Origin of the sequence: Streptomyces sp. NPDC048603, from assembly GCF_043199475.1 — a bacterium.
In the GTDB taxonomy this organism is placed as follows: Bacteria; Actinomycetota; Actinomycetes; order Streptomycetales; family Streptomycetaceae; genus Streptomyces.
This window is the reverse complement of the sequence record NZ_JBICVY010000015.1, coordinates 120246-142325: the sequence shown is the minus strand read 5'-3', so window position 1 is coordinate 142325 and position 22080 is coordinate 120246. Positions and strand designations below refer to the sequence as shown.

The 22080-nt window shown below is 73.3% G+C and carries 20 protein-coding genes and 1 riboswitch; of the genes, 6 read left to right on the top strand and 14 right to left on the bottom strand.

Translation table 11 applies throughout. The annotated features are described in order from the left end of the window. Positions 1-227 precede the first annotated feature (227 nt). The gene (locus tag ACGFQ9_RS31880; RefSeq protein ID WP_393578660.1) at positions 228-2606 is read right to left on the bottom strand and encodes an ABC transporter permease; all 2379 of its coding nucleotides are present in this window, start codon (positions 2604-2606) and stop codon (positions 228-230) included. After that, positions 2603-3307, bottom strand: coding sequence for an ABC transporter ATP-binding protein (locus ACGFQ9_RS31875; RefSeq protein WP_393578658.1), 705 nt, complete (start codon positions 3305-3307; stop codon positions 2603-2605). The genes ACGFQ9_RS31880 and ACGFQ9_RS31875 overlap by 4 nt, the downstream gene beginning before the upstream one ends. A gap of 200 nt (positions 3308-3507) precedes the next feature. Between ACGFQ9_RS31875 and ACGFQ9_RS31870 the strand changes: the two genes are divergently transcribed. The 3 genes from ACGFQ9_RS31870 (at position 3508) to ACGFQ9_RS31860 (ending at position 5930) form a co-directional block, all read left to right on the top strand. Then, entirely contained in the window at positions 3508-4833 is a 1326-nt protein-coding gene (locus ACGFQ9_RS31870) for a sensor histidine kinase (protein WP_393578657.1), read from the top strand. Continuing rightward, positions 4830-5540 (top strand): response regulator, encoded by a 711-nt coding sequence (locus ACGFQ9_RS31865; RefSeq protein WP_393578655.1) that lies wholly within the window; start codon positions 4830-4832, stop codon positions 5538-5540. Before ACGFQ9_RS31870 ends, ACGFQ9_RS31865 begins: the two co-directional genes overlap by 4 nt. A gap of 168 nt (positions 5541-5708) precedes the next feature. Then, complete coding sequence (locus ACGFQ9_RS31860; protein WP_393578653.1) at positions 5709-5930, top strand: hypothetical protein; 222 nt, start codon at positions 5709-5711, stop codon at positions 5928-5930. An 86-nt stretch (positions 5931-6016) separates the two neighbouring features. Here ACGFQ9_RS31860 and ACGFQ9_RS31855 read toward each other — a convergent pair whose 3' ends face one another. From ACGFQ9_RS31855 to ribD, 10 genes are all read right to left on the bottom strand, one after another. Further along, positions 6017-7069 carry a hemolysin family protein gene (locus tag ACGFQ9_RS31855; RefSeq protein WP_393578652.1) on the bottom strand — a complete coding sequence of 351 codons (1053 nt, stop codon included), beginning with the start codon at positions 7067-7069 and terminating at the stop codon, positions 6017-6019. Then, positions 7066-8541 (bottom strand): hemolysin family protein, encoded by a 1476-nt coding sequence (locus ACGFQ9_RS31850; protein WP_393578650.1) that lies wholly within the window; start codon positions 8539-8541, stop codon positions 7066-7068. Before ACGFQ9_RS31850 ends, ACGFQ9_RS31855 begins: the two co-directional genes overlap by 4 nt. 252 nt (positions 8542-8793) lie before the next feature. After that, the gene (locus tag ACGFQ9_RS31845; RefSeq protein ID WP_393578649.1) at positions 8794-9267 is read right to left on the bottom strand and encodes a PH domain-containing protein; all 474 of its coding nucleotides are present in this window, start codon (positions 9265-9267) and stop codon (positions 8794-8796) included. Further along, positions 9267-10115 carry an ATP phosphoribosyltransferase gene (gene hisG, locus ACGFQ9_RS31840; RefSeq protein ID WP_393578647.1) on the bottom strand — a complete coding sequence of 283 codons (849 nt, stop codon included), beginning with the start codon at positions 10113-10115 and terminating at the stop codon, positions 9267-9269. The genes ACGFQ9_RS31845 and hisG overlap by 1 nt, the downstream gene beginning before the upstream one ends. An 81-nt stretch (positions 10116-10196) precedes the next feature. Continuing rightward, entirely contained in the window at positions 10197-10466 is a 270-nt protein-coding gene (locus ACGFQ9_RS31835) for a phosphoribosyl-ATP diphosphatase (RefSeq protein ID WP_393578645.1), read from the bottom strand. A 35-nt stretch (positions 10467-10501) separates the two neighbouring features. Next, a complete protein-coding gene (ribH, locus tag ACGFQ9_RS31830) occupies positions 10502-10987 on the bottom strand; it encodes a 6,7-dimethyl-8-ribityllumazine synthase (RefSeq protein ID WP_365113712.1) in 486 nt (161 codons plus the stop codon). A gap of 77 nt (positions 10988-11064) precedes the next feature. Next, on the bottom strand, positions 11065-12342 hold the full coding sequence (locus ACGFQ9_RS31825) for a bifunctional 3,4-dihydroxy-2-butanone-4-phosphate synthase/GTP cyclohydrolase II (protein ID WP_393578643.1): 1278 nt from the start codon (positions 12340-12342) through the stop codon (positions 11065-11067). Next, on the bottom strand, positions 12339-12992 hold the full coding sequence (locus tag ACGFQ9_RS31820; RefSeq protein ID WP_393578641.1) for a nicotinamide riboside transporter PnuC: 654 nt from the start codon (positions 12990-12992) through the stop codon (positions 12339-12341). Before ACGFQ9_RS31820 ends, ACGFQ9_RS31825 begins: the two co-directional genes overlap by 4 nt. After that, the gene (locus tag ACGFQ9_RS31815) at positions 12989-13600 is read right to left on the bottom strand and encodes a riboflavin synthase (protein WP_393578639.1); all 612 of its coding nucleotides are present in this window, start codon (positions 13598-13600) and stop codon (positions 12989-12991) included. The genes ACGFQ9_RS31820 and ACGFQ9_RS31815 overlap by 4 nt, the downstream gene beginning before the upstream one ends. A gap of 1 nt (position 13601) precedes the next feature. Next, positions 13602-14750: a bifunctional diaminohydroxyphosphoribosylaminopyrimidine deaminase/5-amino-6-(5-phosphoribosylamino)uracil reductase RibD gene (gene ribD / locus ACGFQ9_RS31810; protein ID WP_393578637.1), complete on the bottom strand. Its 1149-nt coding sequence runs from the start codon at positions 14748-14750 to the stop codon at positions 13602-13604. Between the two features lie 178 nt (positions 14751-14928). Further along, positions 14929-15058, bottom strand: a riboswitch (FMN riboswitch). A 724-nt stretch (positions 15059-15782) separates the two neighbouring features. Here ribD and ACGFQ9_RS31805 point away from each other — a divergent pair. Genes ACGFQ9_RS31805 through ACGFQ9_RS31795 form a run of 3 tightly spaced genes read left to right on the top strand, consistent with a single transcriptional unit; the run spans position 15783 to position 19890 of the window. Further along, on the top strand, positions 15783-18131 hold the full coding sequence (locus tag ACGFQ9_RS31805; protein WP_393578636.1) for a chitinase C-terminal domain-containing protein: 2349 nt from the start codon (positions 15783-15785) through the stop codon (positions 18129-18131). A 21-nt stretch (positions 18132-18152) separates the two neighbouring features. Continuing rightward, positions 18153-19109: an RNA polymerase sigma-70 factor gene (locus ACGFQ9_RS31800; protein WP_393578634.1), complete on the top strand. Its 957-nt coding sequence runs from the start codon at positions 18153-18155 to the stop codon at positions 19107-19109. Positions 19110-19143: 34 nt separating this feature from the next. Next, positions 19144-19890 (top strand): SDR family oxidoreductase, encoded by a 747-nt coding sequence (locus tag ACGFQ9_RS31795; protein ID WP_393578632.1) that lies wholly within the window; start codon positions 19144-19146, stop codon positions 19888-19890. Between the two features lie 174 nt (positions 19891-20064). On the opposite strand, the gene ACGFQ9_RS31790 is transcribed toward ACGFQ9_RS31795, so the two are convergent. Further along, positions 20065-20709 carry a hypothetical protein gene (locus ACGFQ9_RS31790; protein ID WP_393578630.1) on the bottom strand — a complete coding sequence of 215 codons (645 nt, stop codon included), beginning with the start codon at positions 20707-20709 and terminating at the stop codon, positions 20065-20067. A 145-nt stretch (positions 20710-20854) separates the two neighbouring features. Next, positions 20855-22030 carry an ROK family transcriptional regulator gene (locus tag ACGFQ9_RS31785; protein ID WP_393578628.1) on the bottom strand — a complete coding sequence of 392 codons (1176 nt, stop codon included), beginning with the start codon at positions 22028-22030 and terminating at the stop codon, positions 20855-20857. Positions 22031-22080: the final 50 nt, after the last annotated feature.

The window sequence follows — 22080 nt, the reverse complement described above, 5'->3', positions numbered from 1 at the left end:
TGGGCGGGCCGGGGTGCGGGGGGCTGCGCGCACCCGCGCGGGACCGGGGTGCCGTGTGCCCACCTCCCCCAGACTCCGTCCGGGGGGACCCCCACCCCCAAGCTCTCGACTCCGCTCGAGCAGGTGGGGGTACCCCCGGCGAAGCCAGGGGGAGCACCCCCATCGCCCTGCGGCACGATTGCCCACACGGCGGCCGGGGGCGGCACGGATTGTCGCGCGGCGGCCGGCTACTCCGTGCGGAGGGTGCGGGTGGTGGCTGTTCGGGCGGCCCAGGTCGCCGGGAGCAGTGCGCCCGCCACCGCGATCAGCACCCCGGCCGGCGCCAGCAGGGCCAGCAGGGCCGGGTCGTACACGTCGATGTCCGCGGGCGGGAGGGTGGTGCCGACCGCACGGCCCATGGCCGGCATCACCCAGTGGTGCAGGGCCACCCCCAGCGGCACTCCGATGGCACCGGCCACCAGACCGGTCGCGGTCACCGAGGTGAGGACCTGGGTGACGGTCTGCCCGGGGGTCATGCCCAGGGCCTTGAACACGCCGAGGTCGCGGACCCGGTCCCGGGTGTCCAGCACCACGGTGTTGAGCACGCCCAGCCCGGCCACGGCGACCAGCAGCAGCGTGAGCATGCCGGTCAGTGCCTGCATGGCCCGGATCACGCTCGACTTGCCGCTCCCGGTGACCTCCGCCCAGGCTCCCAGTGGTTCCAGAGCGGCGTTCAGTTCCCGGGCGTAGCGGGCCGGGTCGGTGCCGGGGGTGACCCACACGCTGAAGTCGCTCGGCAGCGAGCGGGTGCCCAGTCCGGCGACGGAGGCCAGGTCGGCGCGCAGGGTCATGCCCTTGCCGCCGAGGTCGAAGACCTCGCCGGCGATCCGGAGCCTGACAGTGCGCCCCTGTTCCGACAGGGTGACCGTGTCGCCCACCCGTACGCCGGCGGCGCGCAGGAAGCGCGTGGGTGCCACGGCCTCGCCGGGGGCGTCGAACCAGCGGCCGGAGACCATGGTGTGCCGGCCGGCGGAGGCGTCCCCCTCGTAGGCCACCAGCGGGGCACCGCCCGTCAGCCCCGCCACCGCGACCTGGGTGACGGCGGTCCGGTACGAGGAGCCGGTGTCCGGGCGGGCCGCGATCGCCCTGGCCACCGCGGCCGGGTCGGCAGGCTCGGGCGGCGGGTCGATGCCGATCCGGCTCTCGTCGGGCCGGGCCAGCGTACGTACGGTGACGTCACCGCTGCGGTCCGGGTCCCCGTCGGTCCGGACCGCGATCAGTGTGCTGCCCAGGCCCACCGCGAAGGTCACCGCCAGGACTCCGAAGGCGACGGCCGCGGCCGTGCTCGCCGCGCGGGCCGGGCGGGCGAAGGGGCCGGCCAGGCCGAGGCTGACCGGGCGCGGCACGGGCAGCCTGCCCAGCAGGCTCCGGATCCGGTTTCCGTGTCCGCCCGCGGCGGCGGCCCGGCCGGCCGTGCCGATCGCCTGCGCGGTGCTCAGCCGGGCCGCCCGCAGCGCGGGGCCGGAGGCGGTGGCCGCCACCAACAGCAGGGCACCGGCCGCCACCACGAGGTCCGCCCAGAGGGGGATCGGCACCGCGGGCGTCGCGTACGCCTCCGCCACCTCCGCCATCACCGGTACGGCGAGCAGGTTGCCCAGGACCACGCCGAGCGCGGCTCCCGCGGCGGCCGGGATCAGTGCCTGGCCGAGGTAGGCGCGCGCCACCTGCGCCGGGGTGAAGCCGAGGGACTTCAGGATGCCGATCCTCCGGGTCGCCGCGCTCACCGCTCCGCTGACCACGATGCCGATCACGAGGACGGACATGGCCAGGCCCAGCAGGGCGAAGGCGGTGACGAAGGGGACGAAGGCCCCCGTGTTCTCCTGTGCGGCCTGGCGGACGTCGAGATGGGACTGGGTACCGGCGAGTGCCCGCTCCGGCAGGGCGGCGGCGATCCGGTCGCGGGCGGCCGCCACCTCGGCGGCGGTCGTGGCGCGGGTGAGGCGGTAGAGCATCTGCCGGTCCGGCCGTCCTCCGGCCAGGGCGGTCAGCTGGTCCGGTACGACCCAGGCGTCGGCGCTGCGGCCCACCGAGGTGCCGATGCCGACCACCGTGAGGGTGGTGCCGCCGGCCGTCAGGCGGGTGCCGGGCCGGGTGCCCGGCTGCCGGGAGGCCGCCGCCACCACGATCTCGCCGGGGGCCGCCGCCCACCGTCCCTCCACCAGTCCGATCCGGTCCACCGGGCCGTCGGCGGAGGAGCGGCCGGCCACCGTCAGCGGGGGCGGTTCGAAGCCGGGCGGGGTGGCGAGCGAGGAGGCGAAGCGTACGGAGGCGAGGGGGTACGGGCCCGACGCGGCCCGGACGCCGGGCAGTCGGGTGGTCGCCTCCAGCTGTGCCGCGGTGGTCGCGGTGCCGTCGAACTGCACGGTCAGGTGCGCACCCTGCTGTCGGGCGAAGGCCCGGTCGAAGGGTGCGCCGGAGGCCACGAGCAGCCCGAGGGCCAGTACCGAGGAGGCCACCGAGAGCAGGACCGTCAGGACGATCACCGCGGTCTGGACGCGCCGCCGTCCGACGCCTGCCCGTACCACCCCGCCGAGGGGGCCGTAGGGGCGTGACAGCCGCCCGGTCACCGGGTCACCGCCGGGAAGTCCCGGGCCACGCGCCCGTCGACGAGTTCCACGGTCCGGGTGGCCAGGGACTCGGCCAGGGACAGGTCGTGGGTGACCAGGACGAGCGTCTGCCCGTCCGCGTTCAGCCCGCGCAGCAGGTCACGTACCTCCGCGCCGGAGACGCTGTCCAGGGCACCGGTCGGCTCGTCGGCGATCAGCAGCGGCGGACGGTTCATCAGCGCGCGGGCCACCGCCACGCGTTGGCGTTCGCCGCCGGAGAGCCGGCCCGGGCGGGCGCGGGCGTGCCGTTCGATGCCGAGGCGGGCGAGGAGTTCGGCGGCCCGGGCGGCGGCGCGGACCCGGGGCATGCCGGACAGCTGGGCGGGCAGCAGCACGTTCTCGGTGACGGTGAGGTCGTCGAGCAGGTTGAAGAACTGGAAGACCATCCCGATGCGGGACCGGCGGTACTTGGCGGACGCCGTCTCGCCCAGCCGGTCCACCCGGACCCCGTCGACGGTCACGCTGCCCGAGGTCGGCCGGTCGAGTCCGGCGATCAGGTTGAGCAGGGTCGACTTGCCGCTGCCGGAGGGGCCGAGTACGGCGAGCGCCTCTCCGGCCCGGACCCGCAGGGTCAGTCCGGCCAGCGCGTCCGGGCCGTGGCCGTACGCCTTGGTCACCTCGCGCACGTCGATGAGCGGGTCGTCGTTCCGGGGCTCGTTCACTGTTCCTCCCTTGCTCGGCCTGTGTCCGGGACCCGACGCTAGGAGCGGCCGTGCCGGGGGCGCGTCGCCCCCGGTGGGGAAGATCCGTACCGTGTCCGGTTGAGGCCCGCGGGTGTCATCCGCGCGATGTAGGCCTGAGGTGGAGGGCGTTGCCCCTCACGACTGATCCGCTGCGGGCCGGACGCGGGCACACTGATCCGATGAGCCCAAGAGAGGCAGTCGTCCGCTGGGTCCGGGACCGGGGTGCCGGGATCCGGGCCGCTCTCGGCGTGCCGCCGCCGTCGACGCGCTGGTCCTGGGCGGCCGACGGGCTGATCGCCCTGGCGTTGGCGGCGGGTACCGTCCTCGGCGACCTCAACCGGTCGTACGTCGACGTCAACCCGCCGCCGCACGATCTCCCGGTACCGCCCCCGGTGCCGCGCCCCGGACAACGCGGCTCACCCCCCTCGGAGTGGCAGCCCGCGCCGGCCGTCGAGCACACCCTGCCTCCCGTGGAGCACTGGGAACTGGTGGTCGCCGTCCTGACCGCGCTGCCGCTGGTGCTGCGCCGTCGCTTCCCACTCGGCGTCTACTGGGCGGTGACGGTCGCGACGCTGCTGCTGCACCGGGGCTCCGTCTCGGCCGACGCCACCACCTTCACCTTCGCCTCCGGTCTGATCGCGGCGTACAGCGCGGCGGTACACAGCCCGCACCGCAAGGCCGTCGCGGTCTCGCTGCTCACCGGGGTGGTGCTGCACGCCGTCTTCCCGCTGGTCCCCGAGGTGGACCAGGCCCTGGTCCCGGTGCTGGTGCTGCTCCCGGTGGCGCTCGCCGCGCACGGCGTCCACATCTGGAGGCAGCGGGCGCGGGCGATGGAGGAGGAACAACGGGCGGCGCTGCGGCGGGCCGTGGACCAGGAGCGGTCGCGGATCGCCAGGGAGCTCCACGACGTGGTCACCCACAACGTGAGCATGATGACGATCCAGGCGGGCGCGGCACGCAAGGTCCTGGACACGGAGCCCGGGCAGGCACGGGAGGCGATGCTGGCGGTGGAGGCGGCCGGCCGGTCGGCGATGTCGGAGCTGCGCCACGTGATGGGGCTGCTCACCATGACGGCCGGCGGCCCCGACCCGGCCGCCGGGGCGGACCTGGCCCCGCAGCCGGGACTGGACCGGCTGGAGGAGCTGGCCGACCGGGTCCGGGGCACCGGCGTTCCGGTCGGGCTGACGGTGCGGGGCACCCCGGTCGGGCTGCCCGCGGGGGTGGACCTGGCGGCCTACCGGGTGGTGCAGGAAGGGCTGACCAACGCGGTGAAGCACGCCGAGGGGGCGAGCGTGTCGGTGTCGGTGGAGTACGCGCCCGGAGAGCTGCGGGTGGAGGTCACGGATGCCGGTGGCCGGCCCCGGTCGGCCCGCGGCAGGGGCGGCGGGCACGGCCTGGCCGGACTCCGGGAACGGCTCGCGGTGTACGGCGGTACGCTGCACGCGGGCGGGCGCCCCGGCGGGGGCTTCCGGGTCCGTGCGGTGATTCCGGTGGAGGGGGCGTGAGCGGGACCGTGACCGAAACCGTTCCGGAGGCGCCCCGAGTGGTGATCGTCGACGATCAGGCGCTGGTGCGCACCGGGTTCCGGATGATCCTCACGGCCGACGGGATCGAGGTGGTCGGGGAGGCACCCGACGGCGACTCCGCGGTGGACACGGTCCGCCGGACCCGGCCGGACGTGGTCCTGATGGACATCCGGATGCCGGGCACCGACGGGCTGGAGGCTACGCGCCGCATCCTGCGGGACGGCGGGCCGGCGCCCCGGATCGTCATCCTCACCACCTACGACCTCGACCGGTACGTGTACGCCGCGCTGAGCGCGGGCGCCAGCGGGTTCCTGCTGAAGGACGTGACCCCCGAGCACCTGGCCGCCGCCGTCCGCCTGGTGCGCTCCGGGGACGCCCTGCTGGCCCCGGCCATCACCCGTCGGCTGGTGGAGCGCTTCGCCTCGGCCGGCGACCGGACGGCGTCCCTCCACCGTGATCTGTCCGCCCTCACCCCGCGCGAGCTGGAGGTGCTGGAAGCCCTCGCGCGCGGGCTGAGCAACGCCGAGCTGGCCGGCCGCCTCCACCTCGGCGAGGCCACGGTCAAGACGCACGTCGCCCGGATCCTCGCCAAGCTCCGGCTCCGCGACCGGGCCCAGGCGGTGATCGCCGCCTACGAGACGGGCCTGGTCACCCCGGCCGGCCGTGGGGACGGGGACCCTGCCTGAGACGCGCTCCCGGCGGGCGTACTCCGCGGGCCGTCGGCCTCCGTTGGGCCGTAGGGCCGTTGGGCCGTAGGGCCGTTGGGCCATACGGACGCCGGGTGGGTGTCCGGGTGCGGGGGTGGTGGAAGGGACCAGGCGATGCCGCCCGACCCCCGACCAGGAGGAAGACCTATGGACACCGACCCCGTGACGCGGTTCCTCCACGCCCTGAGCCCGGCGAGCCGGGAGGAGGCCGAGGGGCTGCCGCGCGAGGAGCAGGAGCGGATGGCCCAGGCGTGGGAGGGCTATCTCCGGGACGACACCAGCCTGCTGACCGTGGACGAGATCGACCCGCCCATGTCGGAGCACGACGCGGCCGAGCACGTGATGAGGGACCGCTCCGGCGGGGCGTGATCCGGCAGGGCATGATCCGGCGGGGTGTGAACCCCGCCGGGCCTGCCCCCTCGTGGGCTCCCGGGCCCCGCCCGGCCGCCGCCGTGCTACGGGCGGGCGGCCGGGACGCGGTGGACCCGGTGGGCGGGGTCACGGACCTCGCCGACCAGCGTCTCCAGTACGTCCTCCAGCGCGACCAGGCCCAGGATCCGCCCGCTCTGGTCGGCGACCTGCGCCAGATGCGTGGCGGAGCGGCGCATCACGGTCAGTACGTCGTCCAGCGGCAGGGTCGCCGACAGGGTGGGCATGCGCCGCCAGACCCGCTGCGGTACGGCCCGTTCCCGTTCCTCCAGGTCGAGGATGTCCTTGACGTGGACGTAGCCCATGAAGGCGCCGGTGTGTGAGCGGACCGGGAAGCGCGAATAGCCGGTGCGGACGGTGAGCTGCTCGATCTGCCGGGGCGTGGCCGACGGGCCGACGGTGACCAGGCGGTCGCGGGCCAGCAGGACGTCGGTGACCGGGCGGCTGCCCAGTTCCAGGGCGTCCTCCAGCCGCTGCTGCTCGACCGGTTCCAGCAGTCCGGCCTGGCGGGAGTCCTCCACCAGCCGGCCCAGCTGGGAGCTGTCGTAGACGGCCTCGACCTCGTCCTTGGGCTCCACCTTGAACAGGCGGAGCACGAAGTGCGCGCAGGCGCCGAGGGCCGTGGTGACCGGCCCGCAGAGGCGGGCGAAGGCGACCAGGCCGGGGCTGAACCAGAGCGCGGTCTTCTCGGGTGCGGCCATCGCGAGGTTCTTGGGGACCATCTCGCCGATGACCAGGTGGAGGAAGACCACCGCGGCGAGCGCGACGGCGTAGCCGAGGGGGTGGATCAGGCCGTGCGGGACGTGGGCGGCGTGGAAGGCCGGCTCCAGCAGGCGGGCCACCGTCGGTTCGGCGACCGCGCCCAGAGTGAGGGAGCAGATGGTGATGCCGAACTGGGCGGCCGCCATCATGCGGGGCAGGTTCTCCAGGCCGTGGAGGACCTGCCGGGCCCGCTTGGAGGTCGCGGCGAGCGGTTCGATCTGGCTGCGGCGGACCGAGACCAGGGCGAACTCCGCGCCGACGAAGAACCCGTTGGCGAGCACGAGGAGCAGGGCGAAGACGAGTTGCAGCGCGTTCACCGGACGACCGCCCCCGCCTCGGCGGGTCGGTCCGCGGCGGTGCCGCCGGGGACCAGGGCGGGCATCCGGTCCGGCCCGGCGACGGCGCTGACGCCGAAGGGCGCCGGGGCCACGAGGGGTCCGGAAACGGTGCCGCCACCGGTACCGGGGCCGGGGATCGCGGCCGGCAGGACGCGGACCAGCCGGACCCGTTCGGCCCGGTTGCGTCCGACCTGGCGGACCGAGAGCTTCCAGCCGGGCAGTTCCGCCCGGTCGCCCGGGGCCGGGATGCGGCCCAGCAGGTCCGCGACCAGTCCGGCCACGGTCTCGTACGGGCCTTCCGGCACCTCCATGCCTATCCGGCGCAGGGTGTGCACGCGGCAGCTGCCGTCCGCGTCCCAGGAGGGGCGGCCGTCCTCGGCGGGTACGGAGGCCAGTTCGGGCCCCGCTTCGGCGTGGTCGTGCTCGTCGCGTACCTCGCCGACGAGTTCCTCGACGATGTCCTCCAGGGTGACCACCCCGGCGGTGCCGCCGTACTCGTCCACGACCACGGCCATCGGCTGCTCGCTGCGGAGCAGTTCCAGCAGCGGTTGCACGGGCAGGGTGCCCGGGACCAGCAGCGGCGGTACGGAGATCAGGGCCACGCCGGTCCGGGAGCGTTCCGGTTCGCGCACGGCGAGGGCGTCCTTGAGGTGCACCACGCCGGTGATCTCGTCGATCCGGTCGCGGTACACCGGGAAGCGGGACAGGCCGGTGGCCCGGGTCAGGTTGAGCACGTCGGCGGCGGTGGCCGTGACCTGGAGGGCGCTGACCTTCACCCGGGGGGTCATCACGTGCTGCGCGGTGAGCTCGCCGAGCGAGAGGGTGCGCACGAACAGGTCCGCGGTGTCCTGTTCGAGGGCACCGGCCTGGGCCGAATGGCGGACCAGGGAGACCAGTTCGCCGGGGGTGCGGGCGGAGGCCAGTTCCTCGGCGGGTTCGACGCCGAGCGCCCGGACGAGCCGGTTGGCGACGGCGTTCAGGCCGGCGATGACCGGGCGGAGGAGGCGGGAGAACAGCTGCTGCGGGCCGGCCACGAACCGGGCGACCTGGAGCGGCCGGGAGACCGCCCAGTTCTTCGGGACGAGTTCACCGACCACCATCTGCACGGCGGAGGCCAGCAGCATGCCGATGACCACGGCGATGCCGGGGACGGCTGCGCGGGGCAGGCCGGTGGCGGCGATCGGGCCGGAGAGCAGTGCGGCGAGGGCCGGCTGGGCGAGCATGCCGACCACCAGGGAGGTGATCGTGATGCCGAGCTGGGTGCCGGAGAGCTGGAAGGACAGCTCGCGGAGCGCCTCGACGACCGTTCGGGCGCGCCGGTCGCCTTCGGCGGCGGCGCGTTCGGCCTCCGGCTTCTCGACGGTGACCAGGCCGAATTCGGCAGCCACGAAGAAACCGTTGGCGAGGATGAGGACGAAGGCCGCCCCGAGCAGGAGTAGCGGGATGGTCATGATGCCGCCGCCTCCTCCGGGGAGAGGGCGGCGCGGGTACTACCGGACGATCCGTCCATTGCTGGAGGGAGTCACTCCTTGAGTCGCAGGTGCCCACGGGCCTGGTCGGAACCGGGGCCGGTGGCGGGGCGCGGGTGTGCGCCCCGCCACCAGAGTAGTAGTTGAGATCCTTCCCGCAATGGGGACGCCCGCCGGGCACCCCGGCGTCACCCGGTGCGTCGGCGGGACGTCACCCGGTGCGTCGGCTGCGGGTCAGCCCTCGTGCGTGCCGGTGCCGCGGGTCTCGGCGAGGGTGCGCAGGGCCCGGGCGTCGGCGATGGCCTGCTGCCTGGCGATGCCGGGCTGGATGCCGAGGGCGGGCAGGCTGGTGCCGTCGCTGAGGTCGAGGAACACCCAGGGGTCGCCCGGCCGGAGGTTGACGCGGAGGATCTGGGCCCAGGCGAGGCGGCGCTTGCTGGTGAGGTTCACCACCGTCACGCCTTCCTCGTCGGCGACCACCTTGGGCCGGGAGAGCAGCACCAGGACCGAGGTGAGCAGCGCCGCCGTGAAGACGAAGCTGATCCGCTCCCCGGCGGAAAGCCGTTCCAGGAGCAGGGCGATCGCCGTGATGGTGGCGAACATCGCCGTGCCTATGGTGAGCAGGACGATCCGGGTGCGGGTGGGCCGGAAGGTGACCGGGAGGGCCGGCAGGTCGGTGCCCGGGCCCGTGCTCGTGTGCGCGGCCATCAGAGGCGGCAGGCGTGGATCGAGGTGGTCAGGATCGCGCGGGCGCCGAGCTCGTACAGGTCGTCCATGATCCGCTGGGCGTCCTTGGCGGGGACCATCGCGCGGACGGCGACCCAGCCCTCGTTGTGCAGCGGGGAGACGGTCGGCGACTCCAGGCCCGGGGTGAGGGCGACGGCGCGCTCCAGGTGCTCGGCGCGGCAGTCGTAGTCCATCATCACGTACGAACGGGCCACCAGGACGCCCTGGAGGCGGCGCAGGAACTGCTGGACCTGCGCGTGGTCGGCGTCGGCGCCGTTGCGCCGGATGACGACGGCCTCGGACTTGAGGATCGGCTCGCCGATGACCTGCAGGCCGGCGTTGCGCAGGCTGGTGCCGGTCTCGACCACGTCCGCGATGATCTCGGCGACGCCGAGCTGGATGGCGGTCTCGACGGCGCCGTCCAGGTGGACGACGGAGGCGTCGATGCCCTGGTCCGCGAGGTGCTTGGCGACGATTCCCTCGTACGAGGTCGCGATCGTCATGCCGTGGAAGTCCTCCGGGCCCTTCGCGGTGCCGGGGCGGGTGGCGTAGCGGAAGGTGGAACGGCCGAAGTTCAGCGGGAGGATCTCCTCCGCGTTGGCTCCGGAGTCCAGCAGCAGGTCGCGGCCGGTGATGCCGATGTCGAGCTTGCCGGACGCGACGTAGATCGCGATGTCCTTGGGGCGCAGGTAGAAGAACTCGACCTCGTTCTCGGGGTCGACGGTGACGAGTTCCTTGGACTCCTTGCGCTGCCGGTAACCGGCCTCATGGAGCATCTCCGACGCAGGTCCGGAGAGTGAACCCTTGTTGGGGACGGCGATGCGCAGCATGAGGACGGTTCCTTTGTTCGCGTAAGTGTGGTGCTGTGCGGAGCGGGGGGGGTGAGGGGTGGGCCGGTCGGCTCAGAGGTACTAGAGGTACTTGTAGACGTCGTCGAGGGAGATCTCGCGCGCGACCATCATCACCTGGACGTGGTACAGCAGCTGCGAGATCTCCTCGGCGGCGGCTTCCTTGCTCTCGTATTCGGCGGCCATCCAGACCTCGGCGGCCTCCTCGACGACCTTCTTGCCGATGGCATGGACGCCCTTGCCGACCAGCTCTGCGGTGCGGGAGGTGCCGGGGTCGCCGTCGGCCTTGGCCTGGAGCTCGGCGAAGAGCTCCTCGAATGTCTTGTTCGCCATGATGGTCCTCAGAATACGGGTTCCCCCGCCGCGACTCAGCGCCAGGGTTCGCTGACCGTCCGCAGGGTCATCGCGGTGGAGACGGCGGCGGTGACCGCTTCATGCCCCTTGTCCTCGTTCGACCCCTCGAGCCCGGCGCGGTCCAGCGCCTGCTCGTCGTTGTCGCAGGTCAGAACGCCGAAGCCGACGGGGACTCCGGTCTCGACCGACACCTGTACCAGGCCCTGGGTGACGCCCTGGCACACGTAGTCGAAGTGGGGGGTGCCGCCGCGGATGACCACTCCGAGGGCGACGATGGCATCGTAACCGCGACCGGCGAGTACCTTCGCCACCACCGGGAGCTCGAAGCTGCCGGGGACCCGGAGCAGGGTGGGCTCGTCGATGCCGAGCTCGTGCAGGGCGCGCAGGGCGCCGTCCACGAGGCCGTCCATGACCTTCTCGTGCCACTGCGCCGCGATGACCGCGACCCGCAGGTCGCCGCAGTTCTTCACGCTGAGTTCGGGTGCGCCCTTGCCGCTCACTGTTCCTGCTCTCCTCGGTGCTGGTACTGGTGCTGACTGGTGCTGGTGCTGACTGGTGCTCGTGCTGCTGCCCGGGGCTACTGGTTGCCGCAGGCGGACGCGGGCACGGCCGCGTCCAGCCAGGGCAGGTCGTGGCCCATCCGGTCCCGCTTGGTGCGCAGGTACCGCAGATTGTGCTCGCCCGCCGGGGTGGGCATGGCCTCGCGGCCGGTCACCACGATGCCGTGGCCGACCAGGGCCGCGGACTTGTCGGGGTTGTTCGTCATCAGCCGTACGCTGCGGACACCCAGATCGGTGAGCATCTGGGCGCCGGCCCCGTAGTCGCGGGCGTCGGCGGGCAGGCCGAGTTCGAGGTTGGCGTCCAGGGTGTCGCGGCCCCGCTCCTGGAGCTCGTACGCGCGGAGCTTGGACACCAGGCCGATGCCCCGGCCCTCGTGGCCGCGGAGGTAGACCACGACGCCGCGGCCGGCCTCCCGGATGCGCTCCATGGACGCATGCAGCTGGGGGCCGCAGTCGCAGCGCAGGGAGTGGAAGATGTCGCCGGTCAGGCATTCGGAGTGCATCCGGACCAGGACGTCCTCGCCGTCGCCGATCTCGCCGTGCACCAGGGCCACGTGCTCGACGCCGTCCACGGTGGAGCGGTAGCCGAAGGCGGTGTACTCGCCGAAGGAGGTCGGCAGGTGCACCTCGGCCTCGCGGCGCACGGTGGGTTCGGCGGAGCGCCGGTAGGCGACCAGGTCCTCGATGGAGATGATCGTCAGGCCGTGCTTGCGGGCGAACGGGATCAGCTCGGGCAGGCGGAGCATGACGCCGTCCTCGCCGGCGATCTCCACGATGGCGCCGACCGGGCGCAGGCCCGCGAGGCGGGCGAGGTCGACCGCGGCCTCGGTGTGGCCGTTGCGGACCAGGACGCCGCCCGGCTTGGCCCGGAGCGGGAAGATGTGGCCCGGCCGGACGAAGTCGGACGCCTCGGAGGTGCCGCTCGCCAGCAGGCGCAGGGTGGTGGCACGGTCGGCGGCGGAGATGCCGGTGGAGACGCCGTGGTCGGCGGTGGCGTCGACGGAGACGGTGAAGGCGGTCTTCATCGACTCGGTGTTGTTCTGCACCATCTGAGGGAGGTCGAGGCGCTCCAGCTCCGGGCCCTCCATGGGGGCGCAGATCAGACCGCGGCACTCGCTCATCATGAAGGCGACGATCTCCGGGGTGATCATCTCGGCGGCGACGACGAGGTCGCCCTCGTTCTCCCGGTTCTCGTCGTCCACGACGACGACCGGGCGGCCGGCCGCGATGTCCCGGATGGCCTGCTCGATGGGGTCGAGCACGAAGAACTCGTCGGTGGTCATGCCGTTGCTCATGCCGTTGCTCCTTCGAGGGCCGGGGCGGTTTGGGTACGGGAACGCAGCCACCAGTCGCGCATGCCCCACAGGACGAGCGCGCCGTAGATCACGTAGACGAAGCCGGAGAAGGCGTAGCCGTTGGCGAAGTTGAGGGGGACGCCGACCAGGTCGACCAGGAGCCAGGCGAACCAGAACTCGACCATGCCGCGGGACTGGGCGTACATGGCGACGATGGTGCCGACGAAGATGTAGGCGTCGGGCCACGGGTCCCAGGACATCCACGGGTAGGCCTTGAACAGCAGGGCGACGGCCACGGTGCCGGCCGCCGCGGCGGCGAGGAGCACCCCGCGCTCGGTCCAGCTGGCGAACCGGACGGCGATGCTGCCGTCCTGGGCCTGCTGCCGGCCGCGGTTCCACTGCCAGAAGCCCAGGGCGGCGACGACCATGACGACGACCTGCTTGCCGGCGCTGCCGGAGAGGTGGCCGGCGGCGAAGGCCGCGAACAGGATCAGGCCGGAGGCGAACTGGGCGGGCCAGGTCCATATGGAGCGGCGCCAGCCCAGCGCGAGGGCGACCAGGCCGATCGTGTTGCCGATCATGTCGGACCACTTGATGTGCTGGTCGAAGGCGGTGAACGCCTCGGAGTTCAGCCAGTCGAGGGCGCTCACTGACCCGCTCCCTGCGCGCCCTTGTCGCCGAGCAGCCGCTCGACGTACTTGGCGAGGACGTCGACCTCCAGGTTGACCGGGTCGCCGGGCTGCTTGATGCCCAGGGTGGTCAGCGCGAGCGTGGTCGGGATGAGGCTGACGGTGAAGTAGTCGGCGGCGGCCTCGACCACGGTGAGGCTGACGCCGTCGACGGTGATGGAGCCCTTCTCGACCACGTACCGCGAAAGGGCCGCGGGCAGCGAGACCTTGACGATCTCCCAGTTCTCGGAGGGGGTGCGGGAGAGGATCTCGCCGGTGCCGTCCACGTGGCCCTGGACCAGGTGTCCGCCGAGCCGGCCGCCGAGGGCCATGGGGCGTTCCAGGTTGACCCGGGAGCCCTTGGCCAGCGCGCCGAGGCTGGAACGGTCCAGGGTCTCGCGCATCACGTCGGCGGTGAACTCGCCGTCGGCGGTCTCCACCACCGTCAGGCAGACGCCGTTGACGGCGATGGAGTCGCCGTGCTTGGCGCCCTCGGTCACGACGGGGCCGCGCAGGCGGAAGCGGGAGGCGTCCTCCAGCTGCTCGACCTCGGTGACCTCACCCAGTTCTTCGACGATTCCGGTGAACACTTCAGTGCTCCTTGGTGGCGGTGGTGGGGACGGCGGTGATCCGGAGGTCGGGGCCCATGCGGACGGCCTCCGTGATGTCCAGGCGCAGGGCCTGGGAGATGTTCGTGACTCCGGCGTCGGCGAGGGCCGCGGGGCCCGCGCCGAGGAGTGCCGGGGCGATGTATCCGATGACCCGGTCGACGGCCGCGCCTTCGAGGAAGGCGCCCGCGAGGGCGGGTCCGCCTTCCAGGAGGAGGGAGCGGACGCCCCGGTCGTGCAGGTGGGCGAGAAGGTCGTGCACGGCGATGCGGCCGTCGTGCAGGGGCAGCCGGAGCAGGTCCAGGCCGCCCGGCAGGTGGCGGGTGTCGGCGTCCTCCCCCACGACGAGCAGGGTGGGCGCGGCGTCGTCGAGGATGCGGGCCGCCGGGAGTACGCCGGCGCGGGTGTCGAGTGCGATGCGCAGGGGCTGGGTGGCGCCCTCGATGCCGCGGACGGCCAGGTGCGGGTCGTCCGCGCGGAGGGTCCCGCCGCCGACCAGGACGGCGTCGGCCTCGGCGCGCAGCCGGTGCACGTCGGCGCGGGACTCGGCCGAGGTGATCCAGCGGCTGGAGCCGTCGGCGGCGGCGCTGCGGCCGTCGAGAGTGGCGGCGTACTTCCAGGTGACGTACGGCCGGCCCAGGCGTACGGAGGTGAGCCAGGGCGTGTTGCCCGCCTCGGCCTCGGCCCGGAGGACCTCGCCGGTGGTCTCGACGCCGGCCGCGCGGAGGGTGGCGACGCCGCCCGCCGCCTGGGGGTTCGGGTCGGGAACGGCGTAGACGACGCGGGTGATGCCGGCGTCGATCAGGGCTTGGGCGCAGGGGCCGGTGCGGCCCGTGTGGTTGCAGGGTTCGAGGGTGACGTAGGCGGTGCCGCCGCGGGCGGCCCCGCCGGCCGCGCGCAGGGCGTGGACCTCGGCGTGCGGGCCGCCGGCGCGCTGGTGCCAGCCTTCGCCGACGACGGTGCCGGCGGGGTCGGTGATGACGCAGCCGACGACGGGGTTGGGGCTGGTGGAGCCGAGGCCGAGGGCCGCGAGCTCGACGGCGCGCCGCATGGCACGGGCGTCCGCCTCGTGTGCGGTGTCCGCGTCGGTTTTCGCGTCGGCGTGGTGCGCCACCGGGTCCTCCTGCCTCATCGGGCACGGACTCCGGGGCTGTCGTACGAAGAGACGACAGAGCAAACGGGACAAGCGCACACGGGGACGCCGAGGCCGATGAACGGTTCGTTCGTCCGTCCGCGCCCTGCCCGTGGAACCACGGGTACGGGTGCGGGTACGGCGAACCGCCGACGGCGGCGTACCGGTGACTGGCCCGCCGCGCACTGCCTCCCATCCGGACTTTAACCGTCGGTCCAGGAATTTCACCTGGTCAACCGGCCGCTGGCTGCGGACGGGTCGCGGACTATACCGCCGGTTCGGAATTACACCGACCCCGGAGTGCGCTGCTACTGGTACTCCTGCCAGTGTGCCACGGCTGATCCACGGCCATGCGGGTGAAATCGTGTGGCCTGGCTCACAGCACGACGCGAGCGCCGCGCGCGGCAGCGCTCCCGCCGCGCAGCCCCGCCGTGTGGGCAGGCGTGCCGTGCGGGCAGGCGTGCCGTTCACGCCACCGCGTGGGCAGGCGTGCCGTTCACGCCGCCGTGTGGGCAGGCGTGCCGCAGGGCGGCACGGGTGGGCACACGGCACACCGGCCCGCGCCGGACGCGCAGCGTGTCCCCGCACCCCGACCCCGCACACGGCGTCGGAACCCCTCCGGGCGGAGCACCGCTCCCGGGCGGCGCCGGGGCCAGCGGAGCCCCGCCCGGGCCCGGGGCAGCGGCTGCGGCTGCGGCCGGGCCCGGCCATCGCTTCGGTGGGGCGGGAGCGTTGCCTGCGGAGCGGCGTTCCGGTGTGCCCACCCTCCCCCAAGCTCTCGACTTCGCTCGAGCAGGGGGGACCCCCATCGCCCTGCGGAACGCCTGCCCACACCTTCCGCGGAGCCGGGCCGGGCCCCTTGAGGGGCGCTTTCGCTTTGGTCCAGACCTATTGACGGGGTGGTCTAGTCCTCTTAATGTCTGCTTCACATTCCCAGGGAGACAGCCCGTCAGATGTGCGCACATCACGGGCAATTCGCCTTACCCCCACGCACGTTGTGTCCTGCCACACCTCCCCTCCCCAGGAGGCACGATGCCGTCCCCCTCCCCCACACGCACGAGAGCGATGCTGCTCGCATCCGGCGCGGCCGTCGCCGGACTGCTGGTCGGCGGTCTCTCGGCCGGCGTCTCCCACGCCGCCGAGCACGAGTCCTGTCGCCCGGACGGGCTGTACAAGACGCCCGGCGTCGACGTCCCGTACTGCTCGGTCTACGACACCGAGGGCCGCGAGAAGATGGGCGCCGACCACCAGCGGCGCGTCATCGGCTACTTCACCGGCTGGCGTACCGGGAAGAACGGCCAGCCCGCATACCTGGTCAACAACGTCCCGTGGGACAAGGTCACCCACATCAACTACGCGTTCGCGCACGTCGGCGGTGACAACAAGATCTCCGTGGGCGCCGACGGCCCGGCGAACGAGGCCACCGGGATGACCTGGCCGGGCGTCGCCGGGGCCGAGATGGACCCCGCACTCCCCTACAAGGGCCACTTCAACCTGCTCAACAAGTACAAGAAGCAGCATCCCGATGTGAAGACCCTGATCTCCGTCGGCGGCTGGGCCGAGACCGGCGGCTACTTCGGCGCCGACGGCAAGCGCGTCAACTCCGGCGGCTTCTACAGCATGGCCACCAACGCGGACGGCTCGGTCAACCAGGCCGGCATCGACACCTTCGCCGACTCCGCCGTCGCCTTCATCAAGAAGTACGGGTTCAACGGCGTCGACATCGACTACGAGTACCCGACCACGATGAAGGACGCGGGCAACCCGCTGGACTGGCAGATCGCCAACGCCCGCCGGGCAGGCCTGGTCAAGGGCTACGACGCCCTGATGAAGTCCCTGCGCCAGAAGCTGGACACGGCCGGCGCCGCCGACGGCAAGCACTACATGCTGACCGTCGCCGCCCCCTCCTCCGGCTACCTGCTGCGCGGCATGGAAACGTTCCAGATGCAGCGGTACCTGGACTACGTCAACATCATGTCCTACGACCTGCACGGCGCCTGGAACGAGTACGTCGGCCCGAACGCCTCCCTCTTCGACGACGGCAAGGACGGCGAGCTCGCCGCCGCCGGGGTCTACGGCTCCCAGCAGTACGGCGGCATCGGCTACCTCAACACGGACTGGGCGTACCACTACTTCCGCGGTTCCATGCCGGCCGGCCGGATCAACATCGGCCTGCCGTACTACACCCGCGGCCACAAGAACGTGCAGGGCGGCACCGACGGCCTGTGGGGCAAGGCGGCGGCCACGAGCTGCCCGGCCGGCTCGGGCCTGACCAAATGCGGTGACGGCGCGGTCGGCATCGACAACCTGTGGCACGACAAGGACGACAACGGCAACGAGTCCCCGGCGGGCTCGAACCCGATGTGGCACGCCAAGAACCTGGAGAAGGGGATCGTCGGCGACTACGTCACCCAGTACGGCTTCCCCGCGAACACCACGCTGACCGGGACCTACGCCCGCAAGTACGACTCGACCCTGGTCGCGCCGTGGCTGTGGAACGCGCAGAAGAAGGTCTTCCTGTCCACCGAGGACGAACAGTCGGTGGCGGCCAAGGCCGACTACGTGGTCGACCGCGGCATCGGCGGCACCATGGTGTGGGAGATGGCGGGCGACTACGCCTGGAACGCCGCCAAGGGCCAGTACGAGATGGGCTCCACCCTCACCTCGCTGATGTACGACAAGTTCAAGGCGGCGACCCCGTACGGGGCGAAGAAGGCCGGCGCCACCGCGCTCCCGAACCGGGCCGTGGACGTGAAGACGGAGTTCACCGAGTTCAAGCTCGGTGACTCGAACTACCCGATCACCCCGAAGATCAAGATCACCAACAACACGGGGACCACGCTGCCCGGCGGCACCGAGTTCCAGTTCGACTACTCGACCTCGGCCCCGGACAACGCCTCCGACCAGTCCGGCTTCGGTACGAAGGTGATCAGCAGTGGCCACACCGGGAACAACGTCGGCGGGCTGAAGGGCGACTTCCACCGGGTCTCGCTGAAGCTGCCGGCCTGGCAGTCGCTGGCCCCGGGCGCCTCTGTCGACCTGGCCTTCAACTACTACCTGCCGGTGTCCACCCCCTCCAACTGGACGGTGAACATCTCCGGTACGACGTACGCCCTGGCCGGAGACCTGGCGCGCGGCACCACCGTGGTGGAGCCGGGCGGCGGCGGCACCACCCCGCCGACCACTCCGCCCACCACGCCTCCGACCACCCCGCCGGGCGGCACCTGCACCAACCCGGCGTACGTGGCGGGCCAGACCTACACGGGCGGCACCGTGGTCTCGCACAAGGGCCACAACTGGAAGGCGCAGTGGTGGACGCAGAACGAGGAGCCCGGCACCACCGGTGAATGGGGTGTCTGGAAGGACCAGGGAGCCTGCTGAGCCCGTCGGCGGTCAGGTGACGTGAACGAGGGCCCGGCGGCCGGTGTCCGCCGGGCCCTCTGCCATGCTCCGGACGTGATGAACACCCTTGATTCGACAACCGTGTTCGAGGAGCAGCGGGGCCGGATGTTCGGCATCGCCTACCGGATGCTGGGTTCCGCCACCGAAGCCGAGGACGTCGTCCAGGACGCCTGGCTGCGCTGGAGCGCGGACGACCGTGCCGACGTGGTGCACCCGGGTGCCTGGCTGGCGAAGACGGTCACCCGTCTCTGCCTGAACCAGCTGGACTCGGCCCGGGTCCGCCGCGAGGAGTACGTCGGCCCCTGGCTCCCGGAGCCCGTGTACACCGGCGACGGCGCGCTGGGGCCCCTGGAGTCGGCCGAGCAGCGGGACGGGGTGTCGCTCGCCCTGCTGGTGCTGCTGGAACAGCTCACCCCGACCGAGCGGGCGGTCTACGTGCTCCGCGAGGCCTTCGGGTACGGCCACCGGGAGCTCGCGGAACTGCTGGAGCTCTCGGAGGCCAACTGCCGGCAGCTGTACCGGCGGGCCGCCGGGCGGGTGGCCGCTCCCCGGCCGCGCTTCGAGCCCGACCCGGAGGAGTGGCACAGTCTGGTCTCCGGCTTCATGGCGGCCGCGCAGCAGGGGGATCTGGCCGGGCTGGAGCGGCTGCTCGCCGCGGACGTGGTGTTCGTGTCGGACGGCGGCGGCGTGGTCAGCGCGGCACGCAGGCCGGTACTGGGCCGCGACAACGTGGCCCGCCTCCTCCTCGGGCTCTTCGACAAGTACGCCGCGGGGGTCCCGGTCCGCGTCGTCGAGGTCAACGGGGTGCTCTCGCTGTCCCTCGAGAACACCGCCGTGGTCCAGTTCGAATTCGAGAACGGGCTGGTCACGGGGATGCGGAACATCCTGAACCCGGAGAAGCTGAAGTTCTTCCAGGAGCAGCTGTCACATTCCGGCGGGCCGTCCGGTCAGAGCTGACGACCGCGAAGGGCACACGGAAGGCAGGCACACCATGACCACCATCGTCGTCACCGGAGGCACCGGCACCCTCGGCAGGCCGCTCGTGCGGCGGCTGCGGGAGTCGGGCCACGAGGTCCGGGTGCTGAGCCGGAGCTCCGCCGACTACCCGGTGGACCTGCTCCAGGGCACCGGCCTGGACGCGGCGCTGGCCGGTGCGGAGGTGGTGGTGCACTGCGCGAGCAACCCCAGGGGCGGGGACGAGAAGGCGGCGGCCCGCCTGGTCGCGGCGGCCCGCACGGCGGGGGTGCGCCACCTGGTCTACATCTCGATCGTGGGCGTGGACCGGGTCCCGCTGCCGTACTACAAGGCGAAGTACGCGGTCGAGCGGATGCTGGAGGAGTCGGGGCTGGGCTGGACCGTGCTCCGCACGACCCAGTTCCACGACCTGGTCCTGGGCTACTTCCGGGCGATGGCCAAGCTGCCGGTGCTGCTGGTCCCGGCGGGGGTGGCGGACCAGCCCATCGAGGTGGAGGAGGTCGCCGCCCGGCTGGCGGAGCTGGCGGTCGCCCCGCCCGCCGGGCGGGTGGCGGACATGGGAGGGCCGGAGACGCACGTCATGACGGACCTGGCCCACGTCTACCTGCGGGCCGCGGGCCGGCGCCGGCCGGTGCTGGGCGTACGGCTGCCGGGGAAGACCTTCGCGGCGTTCCGCCGGGGCGGCCACCTGACCCCGTCCCACGCGGTCGGCAAGGGCCGCTTCACGGAGTTCCTGGACCGGCAGGGCATCCACGCGGCCTGACCGGCCGGGCGGCCGGGCCCGCCGGACCGGGACGGGGGTCCGGCCCGGCGGGCCGACTGCCGACTGCCGACTGCCGACTGCCGACTGCCGACTGCCGACTGCCGACTGCCGACTGCCGATCATCGTCTGCCTGCTGCCCCGAGGAGGGCCTCGTCCGGCGGGAGCCGGGCACCGTCAGGCGGCGGGCTCGCCGGCCAGAGCGCGGTGGGCCACCGCCCCCAGCATCGCCTGCCGGATGATCCCGCCGAAGGGCCGGGCCAGCAGGTACCAGTAGGGGGCGAACACCCGCCGGGTCCGCGCGTCGAACGCGACGACCCGGGTCTCGGTGCGGAGCAGGGCGCCGCGCGGGTGGGCGGTGACCCGGAAGTCGATCGCGGCCTTGAGGTGGCCGGGGGTGCGGAACTCCCGGAAGTCCTCGGGGCCGCCGAGCGGCACGAAGGGCGCCGCGGGCTTCCACCACTGGCCGGCCGCGCCTGACACGGTCTCCTCCCCCGCCCGCTCAGCAAGCGGCACGAACCGTACGGCCATGGCCTCCCGCAGGGTCCGCGGCTGCCCGGCGTCAGCCGTCCCACCGGCGACGGACGATGCCCGACCGCCCGGTGCGACCCCGGCTCCGGCGGCCTTGGCCCGCCGGCCGCGCCGGACTGCCACCGCCAGCCGGGTGGGCAGGGTGCGCATGCCCATCAGCACCGCGGCGGCCGGTACATCCGCCGGGGTGAGGCCGTCGAGCGCCCGCCAGACGGCCTCGGGCGAGGCGGGCACCACCAGGGTGTGCACCTCGCGGAAGTCCCAGCGGTCCAACACCTCGTCGATCAGCATGAGTTACCCCTCGTCGCCGTAACCGCCGCGCCGCGCAGTGCCCAGCGTGTCACGCCCCGGCCGGCCGCCCTGGACCGGGCGGGCCGAACAGCACCTCCCGGGCGCCATCACCGGCGGCCGGGCACGGGAGTGAGGCCGACGAGCCTCAGCGGGGCTCCCCTTCCGGCCCCGGAGGGCCGAACAGCACCTGCTGGGCGGCGTCTCGGGCCGCCAGGCGGGCGCCGGAGAGCACGGCCCCGCCTCCGAGGGTGGAGGCGCGGACGGATGTGGGGACCGGGGTGAGGGCGGCGAGCCGGGCCGCGACCCGGTCGGCCAGGGCGGGGCCGCCGGCCCGGCCGAGTTCGCCGCCCAGGATGACGCAGCCGGGGTCGAGCACGGCGGCGACCGCGGCCGCGCCGAGGGCGAGCCGTTCCGCGAGGGCGTCGAGGAAGGCCGGGCCGGCCGCGCCCGCCACCGCCTCCTCCGGACTGCCGGTGAAGCCGTGCCCGGCCGCCAGGTCGACGACGGCGGCCCGGCCCGCCAGGGCGTGGAAGCCGCCCCCGCAGTCCGTGGCGGAGGGCAGGCCGGCCGTCCCCGGCACCGGCAGGAAGCCGATCTCGCCGGCGCCGCCGGAGGCACCCCGGCGCAGCCGGCCGTCCAGGACCACGGCCGCGCCGACCCCGGCGCCCAGCCACAGCAGCACGAACGAGCCGAGGTCGCGGGCGGCGCCCAGGCGCTGTTCGGCCACGGCCGCCAGGTTGGTCTCGTTCTCCACCAGGACCCGGGCGGGCAGTTCGCGCTGGAGCAGGCCGACCAGGTCCCGGTGCCAGGCGGGCAGCCCGGTGCTGTCGCGGAGTTCGCCGGTGCCGGGGGCGACCAGGCCGGGTGCGCCGATCATCACGGTGTGCAGGGTGTCGGCCCCGGCCTCCCGGGTGGCACGGCGCAGCGCCGCGACCGCGTCGGCGGGTGCCGCGACCGGGAGCGCGGTCTCGGCCAGGGGGTTGCCGAGCAGGTCGGTGACCACGGCGGTGGCGCTGTCCGTGCGGACGTCCAGGGCCGCGAGGTGGGCGCGGCGGGAGACGATTCCGTAGAGCTTGGCGTTGGGGCCGCGGCGCTGTTCGCCGGACTCCCCCACGACCTCGATCAGCCCGGCGCCGGTGAGCCGTTCGACGAGGTCGGCGACGGAGGGGCGGGACAGGCCGGTCCTGGTCTTGAGCTGGCCGGCCGTCAGGGGGCCCTCGTCCTGGAGGAGATGCAGGGCCAGCCGGTCGTTGATCGCCCGGGCGGTGCTCGGGGACGCGGGGGAGGCGGCGGGCGTGGCAGGGGGGCGGGCAGCAGTCACTCGCTCATCCTAAGGAGCCGGAAAACAATTTTTATCAGGCAGGCTTCCTG